At 54.9% G+C, this 18,207-nt stretch carries 10 protein-coding genes and 1 pseudogene; 1 reads left to right on the forward strand and 10 read right to left on the reverse strand.

The annotated features are described in order from the left end of the window. The 9 genes and pseudogenes from ADICEAN_RS15335 to ADICEAN_RS15370 form a co-directional block, all read right to left on the reverse strand. Nucleotides 1-651: pseudogene (locus ADICEAN_RS15335) on the reverse strand (glycoside hydrolase family 65 protein); the annotation flags it as partial. 464 nt (nucleotides 652-1,115) lie between these two features. After that, nucleotides 1,116-4,487, reverse strand: coding sequence for a VCBS repeat-containing protein (locus ADICEAN_RS15340; protein WP_009196542.1), 3,372 nt, complete (start codon nucleotides 4,485-4,487; stop codon nucleotides 1,116-1,118). After that, the gene (locus ADICEAN_RS21440; protein ID WP_051068875.1) at nucleotides 4,477-4,893 is read right to left on the reverse strand and encodes a hypothetical protein; all 417 of its coding nucleotides are present in this window, start codon (nucleotides 4,891-4,893) and stop codon (nucleotides 4,477-4,479) included. Before ADICEAN_RS21440 ends, ADICEAN_RS15340 begins: the two co-directional genes overlap by 11 nt. Further along, the gene (locus ADICEAN_RS15345) at nucleotides 4,827-7,787 is read right to left on the reverse strand and encodes a VCBS repeat-containing protein (RefSeq protein ID WP_009196544.1); all 2,961 of its coding nucleotides are present in this window, start codon (nucleotides 7,785-7,787) and stop codon (nucleotides 4,827-4,829) included. The genes ADICEAN_RS21440 and ADICEAN_RS15345 overlap by 67 nt, the downstream gene beginning before the upstream one ends. Before the next feature lie 202 nt (nucleotides 7,788-7,989). Then, nucleotides 7,990-9,519, reverse strand: a complete 1,530-nt coding sequence (locus tag ADICEAN_RS15350; protein WP_009196545.1) for a RagB/SusD family nutrient uptake outer membrane protein — start codon at nucleotides 9,517-9,519, stop codon at nucleotides 7,990-7,992. A 12-nt stretch (nucleotides 9,520-9,531) separates the two neighbouring features. Then, nucleotides 9,532-12,600 carry a SusC/RagA family TonB-linked outer membrane protein gene (locus tag ADICEAN_RS15355; RefSeq protein WP_236612936.1) on the reverse strand — a complete coding sequence of 1,023 codons (3,069 nt, stop codon included), beginning with the start codon at nucleotides 12,598-12,600 and terminating at the stop codon, nucleotides 9,532-9,534. Between the two features lie 586 nt (nucleotides 12,601-13,186). Beyond that, nucleotides 13,187-14,569 carry a M16 family metallopeptidase gene (locus tag ADICEAN_RS15360; protein WP_009196547.1) on the reverse strand — a complete coding sequence of 461 codons (1,383 nt, stop codon included), beginning with the start codon at nucleotides 14,567-14,569 and terminating at the stop codon, nucleotides 13,187-13,189. Then, on the reverse strand, nucleotides 14,556-15,887 hold the full coding sequence (locus ADICEAN_RS15365; protein WP_009196548.1) for a M16 family metallopeptidase: 1,332 nt from the start codon (nucleotides 15,885-15,887) through the stop codon (nucleotides 14,556-14,558). The genes ADICEAN_RS15360 and ADICEAN_RS15365 overlap by 14 nt, the downstream gene beginning before the upstream one ends. A 248-nt stretch (nucleotides 15,888-16,135) precedes the next feature. Next, entirely contained in the window at nucleotides 16,136-16,900 is a 765-nt protein-coding gene (locus tag ADICEAN_RS15370; RefSeq protein WP_009196549.1) for a phosphatase PAP2 family protein, read from the reverse strand. Nucleotides 16,901-17,007: 107 nt separating this feature from the next. Between ADICEAN_RS15370 and ADICEAN_RS15375 the strand changes: the two genes are divergently transcribed. Next, nucleotides 17,008-17,454 carry a DUF3127 domain-containing protein gene (locus ADICEAN_RS15375; protein ID WP_009196550.1) on the forward strand — a complete coding sequence of 149 codons (447 nt, stop codon included), beginning with the start codon at nucleotides 17,008-17,010 and terminating at the stop codon, nucleotides 17,452-17,454. Nucleotides 17,455-17,949: 495 nt separating this feature from the next. On the opposite strand, the gene ADICEAN_RS15380 is transcribed toward ADICEAN_RS15375, so the two are convergent. Next, the coding region (locus ADICEAN_RS15380; RefSeq protein WP_040397494.1) for an aldehyde dehydrogenase family protein at nucleotides 17,950-18,207 on the reverse strand (258 nt) is incomplete at its 5' end.

Raw genomic sequence — 18,207 nt, forward strand, 5'->3', positions numbered from 1 at the left:
CTCCAGCATGGCAAAGATGGTGAGGCGCTCGGCTTCGTTCAGGGGGTCGTTGTCGGCGGTTGATACGGCCGAGGACACCACGGAAAAGCGGTAGGTTTCGCCCGCTTTCAGCTGTTTGTGGAACTTGGCCAGGTGCATGTTGTAGTCCCAGTCTTCGTGGATAAGCTGGGGCTCCTGCCCATGGGGTTCGGAAAAGATAAAGCTGTTGGAGGCCGCCACCGTATGCCGGCCCGAGGGACTTTTGGCAGAGGAGGTCAGCAGAGGGATCTTCACATGCGGGCGGTCAATCTCGCTATAGGTATTGCGCACATCCACCAGGTGATTGGGCGCCTCAATCACACTCATGGGGGTTACCTGCACCGCCTTTTTAGCCCGCAGCTCTACAATGGTGAGCGCAGTATAGGGCAGGTGGCGCAACGACATCAGTGTATGGGTAACACTGAGCTTATCGCCCACATCAAAGGTAGTGGTGAGGGCGGCCCTTTGCATGTCCAGCGTCTGGCGGTAGTTTTGCACATCGCGGGAGGAAATGCGGCGGCCGTCCACATCCAGGTTCATGTTGGCATGGTTAAAGGTCTTGAGGATGTTGGATACGCGGCCCCGCTGGTAGTAGTCAAACACCCCGTTGAGCACCACATCGGCCACCTTCATGGGCTCCGGCGAGGAAACCAGGCCACCATGCCGTTAGCCACCGTTACGCCGTAATAGTTGTTGGGGTCGATCTTATCGGCCACAATGTGCCAGGGCGACTGGCTGAGGTCCTGTGGCTGGCTGCGCCGCTGCTGGCCCAGGGCTGTTGAGCTGATGAGCAGGAGAAGGAGAAGAGCAAAAAAATGGGCGGTTCATAGATGGATGATGGTGTTTTGGTGTTTTTGGAGAGGGTATGGTCTAAAGGGGGATGGCGCGTAGTGCATGATCCGATGGGGGCGGGGCCATATGCCCAACACGCATGGCCCTCACAGGCCATGCTACTGGTATGTCGCCCCTTTGGGGCTTGGGTTGTCTGGTAAAGAGTACCAACGAGCCCCAAAGGGGAGGCATATTCCCAGTATGGCCTGTGAGGGCCATCCCCATTGTCCGGGAGGTTTTTGCCATGCTTACACACATTCTTTTCATCATTCCCCCCCCTTCAATGCAATCTGTTCGGCAGCCACAGCGGGCAGGCTACCGGTAAGGGCCAGCACCTGCAGGGGGGCGTTGTTGCGGGCCACTACCAGGGCCGGCCGGCCCTGGAGGCGTATGGGCTGTATGTCCCGCACCTGGCCTTCCAGCAACAGACCACTTTGGGCCAGGCTGAGGGCTGCAAATGCGCCAGCTCCCTTGTTGAGCAGCAGGGTACCTCTGCCGGCATCGTAACGGCCGCGTTGTATGTTCACCTCCCAGAAATTGCCGGCGCTGAGCACATCCAGCTGCCCATTGCCATCGGCATCCAGCAGGTGCAGGGCCCGTATGGGGGAGAACTGCGCCTGGGCCGGGAAGGGCTGAAACCGGAAGCCCCCCTTGCCATCGTTCAGGAAGGCTCCCGAGCGAAACTCATAGGCATAGCGCTTTTCGGCCGCCTCCATCAGTTTGTTCTCAAAAAGTTTGGTCTGGTCGGTTTTGGCGAATTCCTCGTACTTCACAAACTTGCCCTTTACGGCCCGCAGCTGGCTTACCAGCTCGTCCTTCGTAGCAAAAAGGTACTGCTTGCCCCCGATGTAGTGGTAGATGAGGGGATCAGTCTTGCCATTTCCATCAAAATCATTCACATAAAGCGTAACGGGTTCTTCGGCGCTGGCCTTGTACTTGGAGTTGAGGCCCAGGTTGCCTGCCAGCAGGTCGGGCAGGCCATCGCCGTTAAGGTCGGCTACCTGCAGCACATTCCACCAGCCGTTGGTTTTTTCAAGGGAGGGCATGTCGGCTTTAGCCAGGCGGCCCTTCTGGTTAGCGAAAACAGTCACCGGCATCCACTCCCCTACCAGCACCAGCGCGGGGTACCCATTGCCCCCCAGATCGGCCCAGGCGGCATCGGTGATCATGCCGGCTTCCTGCAGGCCTTCTACCGAAGCGGTAATGTCTTTAAAGCGACCATCCCCTGTATTCTCAAGCAAAAAGCTTTTGGGACTGAGCCCGTAGTTCCAGGGAAGCACCCGGCCTGCAATGAAGAGGTCCAGGTCACCATCCCGATCAAAATCGGCTGCCCGTACGCAGGAAGCCGTGGTAAAGAGTCCCGGAGCGGCCTGCTGGTCCCGGCTGAAGGTGCCACCACCCCCGTTCTTATAGAAGCGTACCTCCAGGGGGGCACTCGTAGTTTGAAATTCGTTGCCGCCGCTGACCACTACCAGGTCCAGGTCGCCATCGCCATCATAATCCAGAAAAAGGGCTCCTGTATCTTCGGCCAGGCTGTCGGCCCTGAAAAGGGGCTGGTTAGAGGGTACAAAGCCCCCTGCGGTCTGCAGCAGCAGCTGGCCCGGCTGGCGCTTGGCTCCGCCGGCAAAGATATCGTCCAGGCCATCGCCATTCACATCACTCACGGCCAGGGCCGGCCCTTCGGTAGAGGCCATGTGGGGGATCAGGGGTTCCCGGTTAAATTCCTCAAACTTATTCTCCTGATGAGTATAGGGGATGGGGTATGCAGGGCTAATGTCGGTAAAGAGGGTGCTGGAGGGGGCGGCCGGAGCGAAACTGTATTTCCCGCCAGCCTCAGCCTGCCGAAGGGTAAGTGTCTGGTTTACGCCCACCCGATGGAGTTTCTGAAAACGTCCGTCGGGCCAGACAACAATAAGGGTATCGATTACCCGGGCCTGGCCGGCGCCCAGCGTAAGATCATCGCTTACGGCCGACTGGTAGCCCCGGGTAGGGAAATGCTCCAGGGTGCGGGTCTGGTCCTGCATGGGCACAATGATCTTGGTGCCGATGCCGAAACGGTTTCCCCCCTCGCCTTCCAGCTTTATTTTCAGCCAGTTGTTATCCTGCTTTTCGCCGTCGATGGTGAGGTTTTTGTATAGAAAAGCAGGTTGGTCAATGTTGTTGGTGATTAGGTCCAGATCGCCGTCGCCATCCAGGTCGGCATAGGCAGCGCCATTGGAGAAGGAGTCCTGGTTGAGGCCCCAGCGTTGCGATACATCCTCAAAGCTCAGATCCCCGCGGTTGCGGAAGGCCGCATTGGGGATCTTTACCACCGGCATCTGCTCGGTGAGCAGCAGGTCGTCTTCTGTAAGGTTGCCCTCCAGCCGGGACTGTACGGCTTCGCTGGAGATGAAATTGATATAGTCCAGATCATTGGAGCGGCGCTTGATGCCGTTGGCAATGTAGATATCCTTGTAGCCATCCAGGTCCAGGTCGGCAAACAGGCCCGACCAGCTCCAGTCGGTGGCGGCAATGCCCGCCTGCAGGCCTATTTCGCTGAATTTGCCCCCACCCTGGTTGAGCTGCAGTGTATTGCGGGCAAACTGGTGGTTGTAGCCATAGTCTAATTTAAAATTATAAACCTCGTAGGGGTCTTCGGCGGCAGATGCTTTGAGCTTTTCGGGATCAGACGGCAGCATGTCTACCGAGAGGATATCGGGCAGGCCGTCGTTGTTGATGTCGGCCACATCGTTGCCCATGGAGTAGCGGGTGGTGTGCCCCATGGCCGAGCCCAGGGCTTCGGTAAAGGTGCCATCCCCATTGTTGAGGTAGAGGTAGTCGTTTTCGTGGAAATCGTTGCCCACATAGATATCCGGCCAGCCATCCCAGTTGATGTCGGCTACGGTAATGCCCAGGCCATAGCCCAGCGCACTGCTGTGGATGCCGCTTTCCCGGGTCACATCCACAAATTTGCCGCCATCGTTGCGCATGAGCTTATCGCCGGCCAGGGGGTGGGTTTCGGCCCGCAGTGTAGCTTTGCCGTAGGTGCCGTTGGCATGTACCGAGTGGTTGAGCATGTACATGTCCAGGTCGCCATCGCCATCATAATCAAAGAAAGCGGCCTGGGTAGAGAAGCCAATGAGTGCCAGCCCGTAGGCATGGGCCTCATCTTTAAACTGAGGGATACCGCTGGCATCATTGCCCTGGTTGATGTAGAGCTGATTTTTGCCCTGGATGTTCTGAAAATCGCCAAGCTGGCTTACGTAGATATCCAGCCGGCCATCGCCGTTCACATCGGCCATGGTAACGCCGGTGGTCCATCCTTTTTTACCCTGCAACTTTGTCTGCTCGGTAATGTCGTCGAATTTGAAATCGCCCCGGTTGAGATAGAGCTTGTTCTCGTGCTGGTTGGCGGTAAAGTAGAGATCGGGCAGGCCATCGCCATTCAGGTCGCCGGCGGCTACCCCCCCTCCATTGTAAAAGTAGAGGTAGGAAAAGATGTTGAGCTGTACGGTTTCCTCCAGCCTGTTCTCAAAATGGATGCCGCTTTGCTCGGGGCTCACTAGGGCAAAGCGAGGGTCCTCGGTAGAGCCACAGGCGGCCAGGCCAAGGCAGAGGCCCAGCAGCCGGACTGCGGCCAGGGAAGATTTAATATTCATAGAGCTGTACCGTTTCGTTGTTTCGGGCAAAAATAACCCGGCCTTTGCCGTTGGGTCCGTTTAGCAGGGCGGCGCCATTTACTACGCCGCGCAGCTGCAGGCCGGACTGCCGCGGAGACAGCACCTGGAAGCTACGGTCGGCATTAAGCTTTAGCAGCAGGCCGCTGTTGGCATCGTAGCGGCCTTCTTCGGGCTTGGTGCCTCCGTAATTACCAGCCAGCAGCAGTTCCTGCGCCCCATCGCCATCAAAATCATGCACCAGTATGGAGCGAATGGGAGCCCACTGCACCTCATCGGGCAGAGGCTGTACCGTATAGGTGCCATCTCCATTATTCCAGATCACACTGCTGCTAAGGGTATGGGCTTCCCGGCGCAGGGCGCCCTGCAGTTCCTGGGCAGAAAACACATCCTGTACCGTTTGGCCGGCGTAGGCTTTGTAGGTGGTGTATTTTTCTTTTTGCCGGGCAGCTGCCGTACCAGGTCATGCCGCAGCACCAGGGGGTACTCCTTGCCGTCGGGCAGGGTGCGGGCAAAAATGTGGTCAAGGGCCTGATTCTCGTCAAAATCGGCTACATAGAGGGCAAGTGGCGCCTGGGGCGAAGCCGAGAATTTGGAATTGAGGCCCCAGTTGCCTACGATCAGGTCTACATTGCCATCGCCATCCAGATCGGAGGCGGCAATGCTGTTCCACCAGCCCTGGGTATTTTCCAGGCCTTCGGTATTGTAGAGGCGCTCCAGGTTGGCGCCGTTATTTTTGAAGATGGTTACCGCGCTCCAATCGCCTACCACCAGCAGGTCCAGGTCGCCATCGCTGTCGATATCGGCCCAGCTGGCATCGGTTACCATGCCCCACTCACCCAGCGTAGGTGATACTTTGGCGGTTACGTTGGTAAAATTTCCCTTGCCGTCGTTTTGCAGCAGATAGCTGGGAGCGGCCAGGCCATACTGACCGGCCAGGGCACGGCTGCCCACAAATAGGTCCAGATCGCCATCGCCATCCCAGTCGGCCGGCTTCAACGCAGAGGCCATGGCATAGAACTGCGGCAGACAATCAGTGCAGCGCTCAAAACGGCCCTGGCCCCTGTTCAGGTACAGGCGGTCCTGCAGCAGGCGGGGGGATGAAGCAAATTCGTTGCCGCCGCTGGCCACATAGAGGTCGGGCAGGCCATCGCCATTGGCATCAAAAAAGGCGGCCCGCACATCTTCCTGCTCCCGGTCTTTTTCAAACACCGGCTGCGCCAGGGGGCTAAGGCCACCGCTGGCCGTTTGCAGGTACAGCTGGCCGGCCTGACCGGCTGCTCCGCCTACATACACATCGTCCAGGCCATCGCCATTGATATCGGCTACGGCCAGGGCGGGCCCTTCTTTGGAGAGCATGTGATAGGTGAGGCGCTGGCGGTTAAAGTCTACATAGCTATTTTCAGTGTGGCGAATGTCGGTAGTAAGCGCAAGAGGGCTAAAAACGGCATTGGCAGCCGGCTGCAGGAGTGTGGGGCTGCCGTCTTGGGCGTCTTTGATATCCAGCGTCAGGTGCTGGTTGGTTTTTACCCCCTTCAGACTATGCATTTTGCCATAGCCCCAGTGCACCACCAGGCTATCCAGGCTTTTTGCCTTGCCCAGGCCCATCAACATGGTATAGTCCATGGACGACTGAAAGCCTTTGGTAGGAACATTTTCCAGCATCACCACCTGCCCCCCGGTGTAGGCGCAGATGCGGGCGCCTACCCCATACGTATTCTTATCCGGTCCTTTCAGGGATATCTTCAGGTAGTTATTGGCCGCCTGCTTGTCGGAATTGTTGCGGTAAAGCATGGCCCCCTCCTGCAGGTTGTTCACCACCAGGTCCAGGTCGCCGTCGCCATCCAGGTCGCCATAGGCAGCGCCATTGGAGAAGGTTAGCTCACCCAGGCCCCAGGCCTCGGCCACATTCTCAAAGCGCAGGGGGGCCGTTTGGCGAAACATGTAGTTGGGGAGTTTGGTAGAGGGCATTTTTTCTACCAGGCTCTTGAAATCTGCCTTGCCGCTTTTCATGGTAGCCAGCAGGGTTTCTTCAGAGGCCAGGTAGTTGATGAAGTCCTGGTCGATGAGGTCCCGCTCGATGCCATTGGTCACAAAGATCTCCTTGCGGCTGTCGTTGTTAAAATCGGCAATAAGGGCACCCCAGCTCCAGTCAGTAGCGGCTACACCGGCAAATTGGCCCACTTCGGCAAAGCTGCCGTCGCCCCGGTTCAGCTGCAGGGTGTTGCGCATGTACTGCTCAAAATAGTCATTGGCCAGGCGCAGCTGGTACACATCATAATCTTCATAATTGACCATGGTTTTGAGGCGCTGGTCGCTCTCGGGCAGCATGTCGGTCACAAAGATCTCCGGGTGACCATCGTTGTTGAGGTCGGCCGCATCGGTACCCATGGAGAAGTTGGAGATGTGGCCCATGCGCTGGGGGAGCTCATCTTTAAAGGTACCGTCCTTCTGGTTGATGTAGAGGTAATCCCGCTCAAAGAAGTCGTTAGAGATGTAAATGTCCTGCCAGCCGTCGCCATCCACATCGGCTACGGTTACGCCCAGGCCAAAGCCGATTACGCTTCCCCAGATGCCGGCTTCTTCGCTAATGTCCAGAAAGCGGCCCCCATCATTACGGTAGAGCTTATCGCCGCCGGTGCTATCGCGCTCGTGGCGGATGTTTTGCATGCCCAGGGAAGACACCGGACGGAAAGAGTTATTGAGCACATAGCAGTCCAGGTCGCCATCCTGATCAAAATCAAAAAAGGCCGCATGGGTGCCAAAACCTTTATCGGCCAGGCCATAGGCTGCGGCGCTCTCGGTAAAGGTGAGATCTCCGTTGTTGATGTAAAGCTCATTTTCCCGCTTGCCGCCAAACACATCGCCCGAGTTGCAGACGTAGATGTCCAGCAGGCCATCGCCGTTCACATCGGCCATGCTGACGCCGGTGGCCCATACCTTGTCGTTCAGGATACCAGCTTTCTCGGTAATGTCCTCAAATTGAAAATTTCCTTTGTTGAGGTAGAGCCGGTTTTGCTCCATGTTGGCGGTAAAAAAGAGATCGGGCAAGCCATCGCCATTGATATCGCCTATGGCCACGCCTCCGCCATTGTAGTAGTTGCGGTAGCGGAACACATCCAGGTCTTCGCTCAGGGTGAGCATGTTCTTGAAGTGCACCCCGGTTTGGGCGGCCTCCAGGCGGGTAAAGAGCCGCTCAGGTTCGCTTGTTTTTTCCTGGCAGGAAAACAGCAAATGAGCAGCAAGGGGAAACAGTAACAGCGCAGGCGCAATCCTCATCATTCTTCCGTAAAGGTAGTCGTAAAAGCGGGGGCTATCTACTGGCAGGCAGCAAAGGGCAATGGCCTCTTGCTGCGCTCTGGCAGGGAGGGCCCGCAGGCACTCTTTTTAAAGTACCGCTTTCTTCTAATTTGCACAAAAGTAAAAAGAAAGCAAGCAACCCTGCGGCTACTTGCTTTCTAATAGGGTATAGAATGCCCGTTGCTTAATAGCCCGGGTTTTGCTCCAGGTTGGGGTTGGAGGCTACTGCAGAAGGCGGAAGCGGGAACAGCACCCGGAACTCTTCGGTGTTTTCCTTCAGCGGCCAGGTAGTGGTAAAGTCACCAAAACGGATCTGGTCGTTTCTTCTCCAGCCTTCAATGTACAGCTCCCGGCCGCGCTCGTCCAGGATATCCATCATGCTCAGGTTAGCAAGGGGCGATGCATCGCGTACTTCCCGAAGCTCATTGATCAGGGTAAGGGCTGTTGCCATATCACCTTTTCTGGCGTAGGCTTCGGCTTTCATCAGGTGAGCATCGGCATAACGGAACAGGATGTGGTGCTCTGTATAAGCGCCGTTATAGGGGTGGTATTTGAGCACCCGGATACCATGCCGTTCGTTATTGCCTATGATGCCTGCAAAGTTAGGCGTAAACACCAGGGGATTGCCAGAGCGGTCGGTCAGGGCATTGCCTTCCCGGTCGTACTGCTGGCCTACCAGGAAGCCAAAGCCAATACCGTTGGTAGGCACATAGCCCCGACGCTCTTCCTGACCTGAGTTAGGAGCATTGGTGTCATTTGGTCCTTCGAAGAGGGCATAGAACTCTGCAGTGGTAGAGAAGCCATTCCAACCGCCACCGGTATTGTCCGGAGTAGTCTGGTAGTAGTGCAGACCATTCCACATGCGGTTACCTACCCCAGTGTTGGTCCAGAAAATGGTTTCGCTGTCTATACTTGGCTCAAAGATCTCAAAGTAGCCCATATCCCGTTCGATATCGAATCCTTCTGCCGCAATGGCATCCACACTGGCAATTACCTGATCCATATCGGCCGCATTTACCTCTCTGCCTTCATAAATGTGGCGGTTGAGCAACACTTTAGCCCGCAGGAAATGACCAGCAGCTTTAGAGGCCTGCAGCGTATTGCCGGAGGGTCCAATGCTTGGAAGGTCGGGGATTGCAGTGTTGAGGTCATTGAGGATAAAGTCTACTGCTTCGGCACCTCGTAATGCGATCGGGTCTACCGTATAATCGTCAGTAGCTTCCCGATAGGGGATTTGTCCCCATAGGTCCAGCACCAGAAACATGTTGTAGGCGCGCAGCACTTTACCCTCAGCCGTCTGTTGGGCTGTAATGTCAAAGTTCTGAGCCGTTACGGGCGATAGCAGCTGGTTTAGCCGGTATACGTTTGAGTTCAGCGTATTCCAGGTATTGAGGAAGAATACGTGGTCGGCAGACCAGGTATGCTGGTGCAGCGTACGCCACTGGCCATTATCCCCCCAGTCGGTACCCCGGGTGGGTACCAGCAATTCGTCGGAGGTAACTTCCAGCAGGGCATAGAGGTTAGCCTGGTCGCCAAAGCCTCTAAGGTCGCCATAGGCAGAAGACAGGGAGGGACCCGGGTTAACCCCAGCAAAGTTCCCGGTCTCATCTTCTACAAGCAAAGAATCCGTTTCCTCTACCTGCAGATCAGTACATCCAAAGGCCAAAACAGCCAGTGCTGTAAAGTATAGTGGTTTAAACCTAAATTTTTTCATGTTCATTGCTAATTAAAACGTCACATTCAGACCAAGGGATACGGTTCTGGCTCTGGGGTAGGCGGTATAGTCAATACCGGCAGAGGGGAAGCCATCCAGGCCTTTGTTGGTATTTACCTCCGGATCAAGACCGGAGTACTCGGTGATCACAAAAAGGTTCTGACCGCTGGCAAAGATGCGCAGACCTTTGATAAAGCCATCGCCCAGATTGGCAGTATAGCCCAGGTTCAGGTTCTGGAAGCGTACAAAATCACCTTTTTCCAGGAAGCGAGTAGATGGCTCAGCCGCATTGGCAGGGTTCTCACCTGTAAAGAGTGCATCCTCAGTGATGTTTCGGCCCCCGCGCAGGGCACCAAGGCTAAAGAAGGCGTTGGCAGTGTTGTTGTAAACATAGTGCCCAAACTGACCATACAGGTAGGCTGCCAGATCCCAGTTCTTATACCGTACCGTGGCATTAAAGCCTGCATTATATTTGGGCAGTGGGCTTTTACCTACAAAGCTCTGGATATCTCCACCTCGGTGAATGTTCAGACCATTGGGATCAAAGCCCTGGAATTCGCGCAGGTAGAAAGCATTCAGGGGCTGCCCCTCTTGAAACTTCTGTACAAAAGCGCCTGTAAGGCCCTGACCGCTTAGTCCGCCCGTATTGAAGGAACCAGCCAGGTTTTGAAGCTCATTGTGGTTGTAGGAGCCGTTAACGCTCAGGTCCAACCCAAAATTATCCCGGTCTATGGCAATCCAGTTCAGGATCAGCTCTACCCCCTGGTTAATTACATCCGCATCCAGGTTTTGCCAGAAGAAGGGTACGGGTGAAGGAGCCGGAGCATTGATCTGGAAGAGCAGGTCAGTTGTGTTCTTTCTGTAAAAATCCAGGCTACCATTGAATCTGCCGGCAAAGAAACCGAAATCAAGTCCCAGGTTCAGCTGGCTGGTTTGCTCCCATTGCAGGTCGTCATTGGTAAAGGTAATATCATTGAGACCGGGAGGTTGGATTTGCCCACCCTGTCCGATGCCAATGCCTCCCCAGCGCTGCCGCTGGCGGTGCAGGTTATGCGGGATCTCCTGGTTACCGGTTACCCCATAGCCAATGCGCAGGCTTAGGTCATCAAACACATTGGCAGGAATAAAGGCTTCTTCAGATAATCTCCACTTAAAGGCTGCAGAAGGGAAATACCCATAGCGGTTATTCTTACCAAACTTGGTAGAGCCATCCGCACGCAGGGTACCGGTAAACAGGTACTTGTCGTTCAGGCTATAATTTACCCGACCAAAGAAGGATTGCAGTTCGTCCCGTGTTCTGAAGATATCGCGGGTTACAGCGGCCAGGTTAAGCTGCGCGGCGATGGCCGGATCCAGATCTTCGATGTTTTGGGTAAAGGAAGCCAGCTCGCCTTCTGCATCCGGGGCAAAACCCTGTACAAAGAAGCGGGTCTGGTTATAGCCGTACTGCTGGTAGGTGAGGTTTCTTCTTTCCAGATCGGCATTCAGCAGGGCTATGGCCGACTGCAGGTCGCTGGTCATCTGGCCCATATCGCTGGTTTCATATACGCGTCCCTGGTAGTTGTTGCCAGAGCGATTGAACTGCTGATAGGAATAGCCAAGCAGAGCGGTTAGTTTGGAGTTGGTAAAGCTCTTTTCATAGTTTAGCAGCGCCTCAAACAGCTTGTTGCGCGTATCTACCTGCGAAATGGCACCACGGCCTTCGCCAAAGATACCCCCCAGGAACAGCTCGTTTGAGAGGGCTGCAATCCGCTCGGAGGTGGCGTTATCATACCCCCCGTTGATTCTGAAGTTAAGGCCGGGGATGATATCATAGTCCAGCGAGGCATTCAGCAGCTGGCGGTCGGTCTCGGTATTGTCGTCATAGAACTCCAGATAGGCCAGGGGGTTGGCAACTGAGTTATCGTACTGAGATCTTGGATAGGCTGCCCAGGTAGGGTTGGCAATTAAGCTGGTACCGATCAGGTCTCCTTCAAAGCCGGCATTGTCCGAGATATAGGGGTTTTCATCAAGTACTCTGGATACGGTGCCCTGGATACCCAGATTTAACCTGTCGTTCAAAAAGCTCTGGTTCCAGTTCAGACGGCCGGTGAGGCGCTCCTGACCGGAATTCCGGATAATGCCCACCTGATCCTGCCAGCCAAGCGCTACACGGTAGTCGCCCGTTTTATAGGCATTTGCGTAGGAAAGGTCATGCTTTTGTGAAACAGCCGTGCGGGAGATCTCATCCTGCCAGTCGGTATCGGCGCCAAAATCTACGGTGCGGGGGTCACCACCCAGACGCTGGTAATTGTAGAGGAATTCATCGCGGTCCAGCAGGTCGAATTTTTTGGCCTGCCGGGCAAAGCTTACTTGTGTACCATACTCTACGGTTTGTTTTTTGCCTCTACCACTTTTGGTGGTAATCAGTACTACACCGTTTGCACCGCGTGAGCCATAAATGGCTGTAGCCGACGCATCCTTAAGAATGTCGATGCTGGCAATGTCATTGGGATTCAGAAAGTTGAGCGGGTTACGGGCAGAAGAGGAACCACGTCCCAGGTCCACGCCGCCGGCCGATACATCATCGCCCGCGAGGGGAACCCCATCTACTACAAATAGCGGGTTGTTACCACCCCGTACAGAAGAGGTACCCCTGATACGGATGTTGATGCCGCTGCCGGGCTCACCGCTGGCCTGTGTGATCTGCACACCGGCTGATTTGCCCTGGATCAGCTGCTCTGGAGAAGAAATTACTCCCTGGTTAAAATCTTCGGCCTTTACCGACTCTACTGCGCCGGTGGCATCCCGTTTCTCCTGAACACCATAGCCTACTACCACCACTTCAGACAGCTGCTCGATGTCTTCCCGCAGCTGCACATTAATGGTGGTTCGGTTGTTGATAGGCACTTCCTGATTGGAATAGCCAATAAAGGAAAACACCAGGGTGGCGTTGCCCGGAGCAGAAATGGCATAGCCGCCATTCATGTCGGTAACCGTACCCGTGCTGGTTCCTTTGATCAGGATAGCGACCCCAGGAAGCGCTTCGTTGGTTGCTGCATCCCGAACAGTACCGGTGACCCGCTGTTCCTGGGCATACAAGGGTTGCCATAATACGCAACCCAGGAAAGTGAGGACAAGTAGAACGTTTCTCATATGGTTAGGAAAAAATTGATGGCATACAAAAAGAGCTAGTCGGTTATCAATATCATTATATTCTTACATTTAAAAAACATCTATTGCAGAATTTATAGCGCATCAATTACCGCAAACGATTGCAATAATTCGTACAAACCTACTTTTTTCAAAATTTTCGTTGTGCAACGGTTTTCTGGCTATCCCATCAGCCAGGCTGGCGGCCGGGCCACCCCTTACTGAACGGAACGGATACATGGGGAAAGCAGACAAACACAGCCTGCAACTGATGGCACGGCCGGTAGTTTGATTTACCCTCTTCACACTCTATTTTTACGAACACTAGCAGTAGTATTTGCAGATAACTGCCAACTGCCGCTATTTGTTTAGGTACTTCCAAGTAGTACCTAAACATTCTGGCCCTGGCAGGCATGTACCGGAAAGCAACCTGTCCGCTCCCCTTTTCTTAAGATGGCGTGTCATGAGATTCGGCTCCTGATTGGGCAAAAAAAGAGCCGCTCGGGGCGGCTCTTCGCTTTAGCGAAGCGTGGAATCAGAACCCATCGTCTTTTATTTCCTTCTGGCTTACAGTACCCCATTTTTTGGAGAGGTCCTTCAGGGCATCGGCTTTGCCCACCAGCACAAACTGCAGCTTATCGGCCGGAAAGTACTTTTTGGCAATGGCATTTGCCCGGGCTACATCCAGCGCACTTACCTGTTGCTGAAAACCATTGATAAAGCTTTCATCAAAGCCGTACCAGTACATATCGGTGAGCAGGCTGGCCAGGGACGAGGCCGTTTCGTAGCGGGGCGGAAACTGCCCCTTCACATAGTTCTTGGCCGATTCCAGCGTTGCGGCATCTATGCCCTGCTGGTGCAGGCGCTGGTAGGTTTTCAGGGCCAGGTCTACGGCTGCTTCGGTGCTTTCACTGTTGGTGAAGGTGCTGATGGCAAAGGTACCCCCCTGCTTGTAGCTGTCGAAATTGCTGCGGGCGCCATAGGTGAGGCCGCTGTTAACCCGCAGCTCATCGTTGAGCCAGGAGGTAAAGCGCCCGCCCAGTATGGTATTCACCACCTGTATGGCTACCCAGTCGGGATTGTTGCGGGCTACGCCGGGGCCGCCAATGTAGAAGGTGGTTTCGCTGGCATCTGGCTTATTTACCAGCAGCACCCGGGCCTCCTGCGGCTGGGGTGCCTGGGCCAGTTGCTGCGCAGGCTGGCCTTTTCCCTTCCAATCTTTAAACAGGGCCTGAATCTGCTTGCGCATTTGCCGGGCATCAAAGTCGCCCACAATGGCCAGTGCAGCACCCCCGGGGGTATAGGTGCGCTTGTAGAAGTTTTGGATATCCTGGATGGTAATGGCCTGCAGGCTGGCCTTGGTACCGGCGCTGGAGCGGCTGTAGGGATGATCGCCCCAGACAAAAGCATTGTAGTAATCGGCAATGACAGAGCGGGGGCTTTCCTTGGCCTGATCATACTCCACCAGGCGGAGACTTTGCATTTTTTCCCACTCCTGCGCATCAAAGCGGGGCGCTACCAGCAAGTCGCGCACAATGCCCAGTACCAGGGCCGCATCTTTTTTGGCAAAGGAAGCCTGCAGACGGGCGGTTTCTTTGGTAGCCCAGGTGCTTACCGAAGCGCCCACAAAATCAAGTTCTTCCTCGATCTGCTGCTTGCTGCGGTTACCGGCCCCAAACATGAGGGCATCGGCCGTAACGCCGGCCAGTCCGGGGCTATTCTGCTCATAGATGGTGCCGGCCGGCAGTACGGCCGATACGCTGATGAGGGGTACCTCCCGCTGCTCCATCAGGTAGAGGCTAAGGCCGTTGGGCAGCTGCACTTTTTGATAGGGAGGCAGCTTAAAGTTTTGGGCCTGTGCTGAGCCGGCCAGGGCAAACAGGGCCAGCAGTAGTATATATAGGTTAGTCTTGCGCATCTGTCAGTTCGGTTGAAAGGTCTTTTACAATGCCTACGGTACGGTTGTGGCGGGTCAGGTATTGGGCGGCTACGCGCCTGATGTCCTCGGCTGTTACTTTTTCATATTCCTTGGGTGCATCAAACATCTTGCGGTAATCGCCGAAGAACAGCTCATACGTACCCAGGGTATTGGCTTTGCCGTTGATGGTCTCCAGGCTGCGGTAGAGCTCCATAAGCTTGCCGTTCTTAGCCTTTTGCAGCTCCCGCTCGCTGGGGCCTTCTTTTATGAATGTTTCCAGCACCTCATGAATGGCGGCTTCCAGCTCAGCTTCATTGTCGGGCTTGCTAGCCGAGGCGTAGAGGTACATCAGGTTGGGATCAAAGCTCTCCGGTACATAGCTAAAAACACTGGTGGCCAGCTGGCGCTCATCCACCAGGGCCTTGTACAGGCGGCTGCTGTTGCCGCTGCTCAGAATGGAGTTGAGCAGGTCCAGGGCATAGTAATCCTGATGGCTGGTAGAGGGGGTATGCCACCCCATCATCAGCTTGGGGGTGCTTACGCTTTTGTGTACCAACACGCGCCGCTCCCCTTCCTGGGCGGGCTCTACGGTATGCACCGGGCGGGGCGGCTCGGCTGCCGGTATGGGGCCAAAATACTGCCGGGCCAGCCGCTTCACTTCCTCCAGCTTAACAGCGCCTACAATTACTACTACAGCATTGTTGGGGGCATAGTAGGTTTCAAAGTAGCGCTGCAGGTCTTCTTTGGTCCAGTTTTTTATGTCGCTCTCATAGCCGATAACCGTCCAGCGATAGGGGTGGGCCAGAAAGGCCGCGCCTTTCAGGTGATCATGCAGCTTTGACCAGTTGCTGTTTTCCAGGCTGGTGCTGCGCTCGCTGAGTACCACGCCGCGCTCGCTTTCGATCATCTCGTCGTTGAGGTCCAGGCTGGCGATACGGTCGGCCTCCAGATCAAAAATGGTTTCCATAGACGAGCTGGGAAACCAGTTGGTATACACCGTTACGTTTTCGGTGGTGTAGGCATTGTTGCTTCCCCCGGCGGCCTCCATGGTGCGGTCAAACTCCTTGGGCCCGTACTTTTTGGAGCCATTGAACATCATGTGCTCAAAGAAGTGGCTCAGGCCGGTAATGCCGGGGTATTCGTTGCGGCTCCCTACCTTCCAGAACAGGTACATATTGGCATTGGGGATGGAGTGATCTTCCAGCACCAGCACCTTCATACCATTGTCAAGGGTAAAGGTTTTTACATCATCGGGGGTGTTCTGCGCCTGGGCCAGCGTGGCACAGCAAAGCAAACCCAGCAGCACTAGTTTTCTCATGGGGTATGGGTATGAGGTTTCGGGTATGATGATAGGAGGAACTGCATGTGCCCTCTTCTAGTAGCGGCAAAAAGTAGCTGTTTCCTCCTTCCGGCACAAATTAGGTGGAATAAACACAACTCACAAGATTCTTCATGATCTTTGGCGCTGTCTGGCCGCTCCCGCCTGGCACCCCCCTCCATTGCAGGCTTATCTGCCGACCAGGCCTCCGGGCCGCCTCACACCTCATACCTGATAGCCCATACCCTTTAGCCTGTAGCCTTCTCCGGCTGGCGGTCTACGCCTTTCTGATACTGCCGGAAGCGCAGGTAGGAGAAGATCATAATAAAAATGACCATGCAGATCCCCCCTGCGGCAAAGCCCGAGAGCACATCGCTGGGGTAGTGCACCTGCAGGTAAATGCGGCTAATGCCTACACTCAGGATAATAAGTACCAGCAGCATGGTATACAGGATTTTTCTGAGCTGGCTGTTGTAGATGCGCCAGGTAATGTGGATGAGGAAGCCATAAAAGGCAATGCTGCTCATGGAATGTCCGCTGGGAAAGCTCTGGGTACGGATGGCCAGATGGTGCACCGCCTCGGGGCGGGGCCGGTCGATGAGGTCTTTTAGCCAGAAGCTCAGGCCGCCCGCCACCAGCAGCACAATAAGGGTCTGCAGGGCAAACAGCAGGTTATGCTTGCGCAGGTAGAAGTACACAAACAGCACCACCGACAGCACAATAAAGGCCCAATGTGAGCCCAGGTGGGTGATAGTGCCCATGTACCAGTCCATGGCCGGCGATTGCCAGCCCAGCACCCAGGCCGTAATGCGGTCATCGAAGCGCCCCAGCTGCTCGGCCCGCAGCGAATCCAGCAATTCATAAAAGATACGCCCCAGCAGAATCATGACCACCAGCCCAAAGGCCAGTCCTGCAAAAAAAGCCAGATAATCTTTATAGCCCCGTTTTACACTGGTTTCGACTCGCTGTACTTCTTCACTAAGCTGCTCGGTTTCGCTTTGGTTATGTTTCATACTCTGGATTTTTGCTAAAATAATTAGGGAATTTTTCCAAACTGTTTTTTACAGCTAAACAGAATCATTAACTTTGTTATCCACCACTTGGTTAACTTTGAGCAGCTATGATGAACGTAAGAGGAACGATTAAAGAGATATTTGATACCCAGCAGATCAGCGACCGCTTCAGCAAGCGGGAATTTGTGATCGAGTACGCCGATAACCCCCAATATCCGCAGTATATCAAATTTGAAATGGTAAAGGACCGCTGCGATATGCTGGACGACTTTAAGGCCGGTGAAGAGGTGGACGTACAGTTTAACCTGCGCGGCCGTGCCTGGACCAATGCCCAGGGCGCCACTCAGTACTTCAATACGCTGCAGGCCTGGCGCATCGACCGGGCTACCGGCGAGGCCGCTGGTGCAGCGCCTGCCCAGCAAAACGGTGGCTACCGCAAGCCTGCTGCAGCCGGCAATACGCCCGAGCCCCCCAGCTGGATGCAGGCCTCCAAGAACGAGGCCGGCCCCGGAAACTTTCTAAGCGATATTCAGGAGGATGATCTGCCATTCTGATTTTCGTATTGGGTAATACGTATTGATACCTGCCTGCCGGCAAGGCAGGTTGAGACTTGGGCCGGTGGCATGCGCTACCGGCTTTTTTTTGGTGATTTTTTGTGCTTACCGCCACCAGCCTCCCCCCTACCCCCTCCAAAGAGAGACAATCGTACCTGTATTTGACTTTTCATAAATTGAAACCCTCCAGTGGCCATCACAACCTGATTATTTTCTCAAATCTAACTGTATCCTCAACCTCAAAAAGGTAGGCATTATTAATCCCATTTGCTCCATGGTACGATTGTCCCCCTTTGGAGGCGCACGGCCAGTGGGGGGCAGGGGGGAGGCTGGTGGCGGTAAGCACAAAGCAAACAAAAAAAGCCGCTCCCCTTCTACAGGCAGCGGCTTTCTCGTTCTTCAAGACAAAAGTCTATTGTCTATTGTCTATTGTCTATTGTCTATTGTCTATTGTCTATTGTCTATTGTCTATTGTCCATCGTCCAAAGTCCCCCCTTACTCCTTATCCAAAAACGGATAGCGGTAGTCTACCGGCGGCACAAAGGTTTCCTTGATGGTGCGCAGTGATACCCAGCGGGTGAGGTTGAGCTGAGCGCCGGCCTTGTCGTTGGTGCCGGAGGCACGGCCGCCGCCAAAGGGCTGCTGGCCTACCACGGCGCCGGTGGGCTTGTCGTTGATGTAGTAGTTGCCGGCGGCATGGGTCAGCTTTTTGGAGGCCAGCTCAATGGCATAGCGGTCCTGGGCAAAGATGGC

Source organism: Cesiribacter andamanensis AMV16 (assembly GCF_000348925.1).
GTDB lineage: Bacteria > Bacteroidota > Bacteroidia > Cytophagales > Cyclobacteriaceae > Cesiribacter > Cesiribacter andamanensis.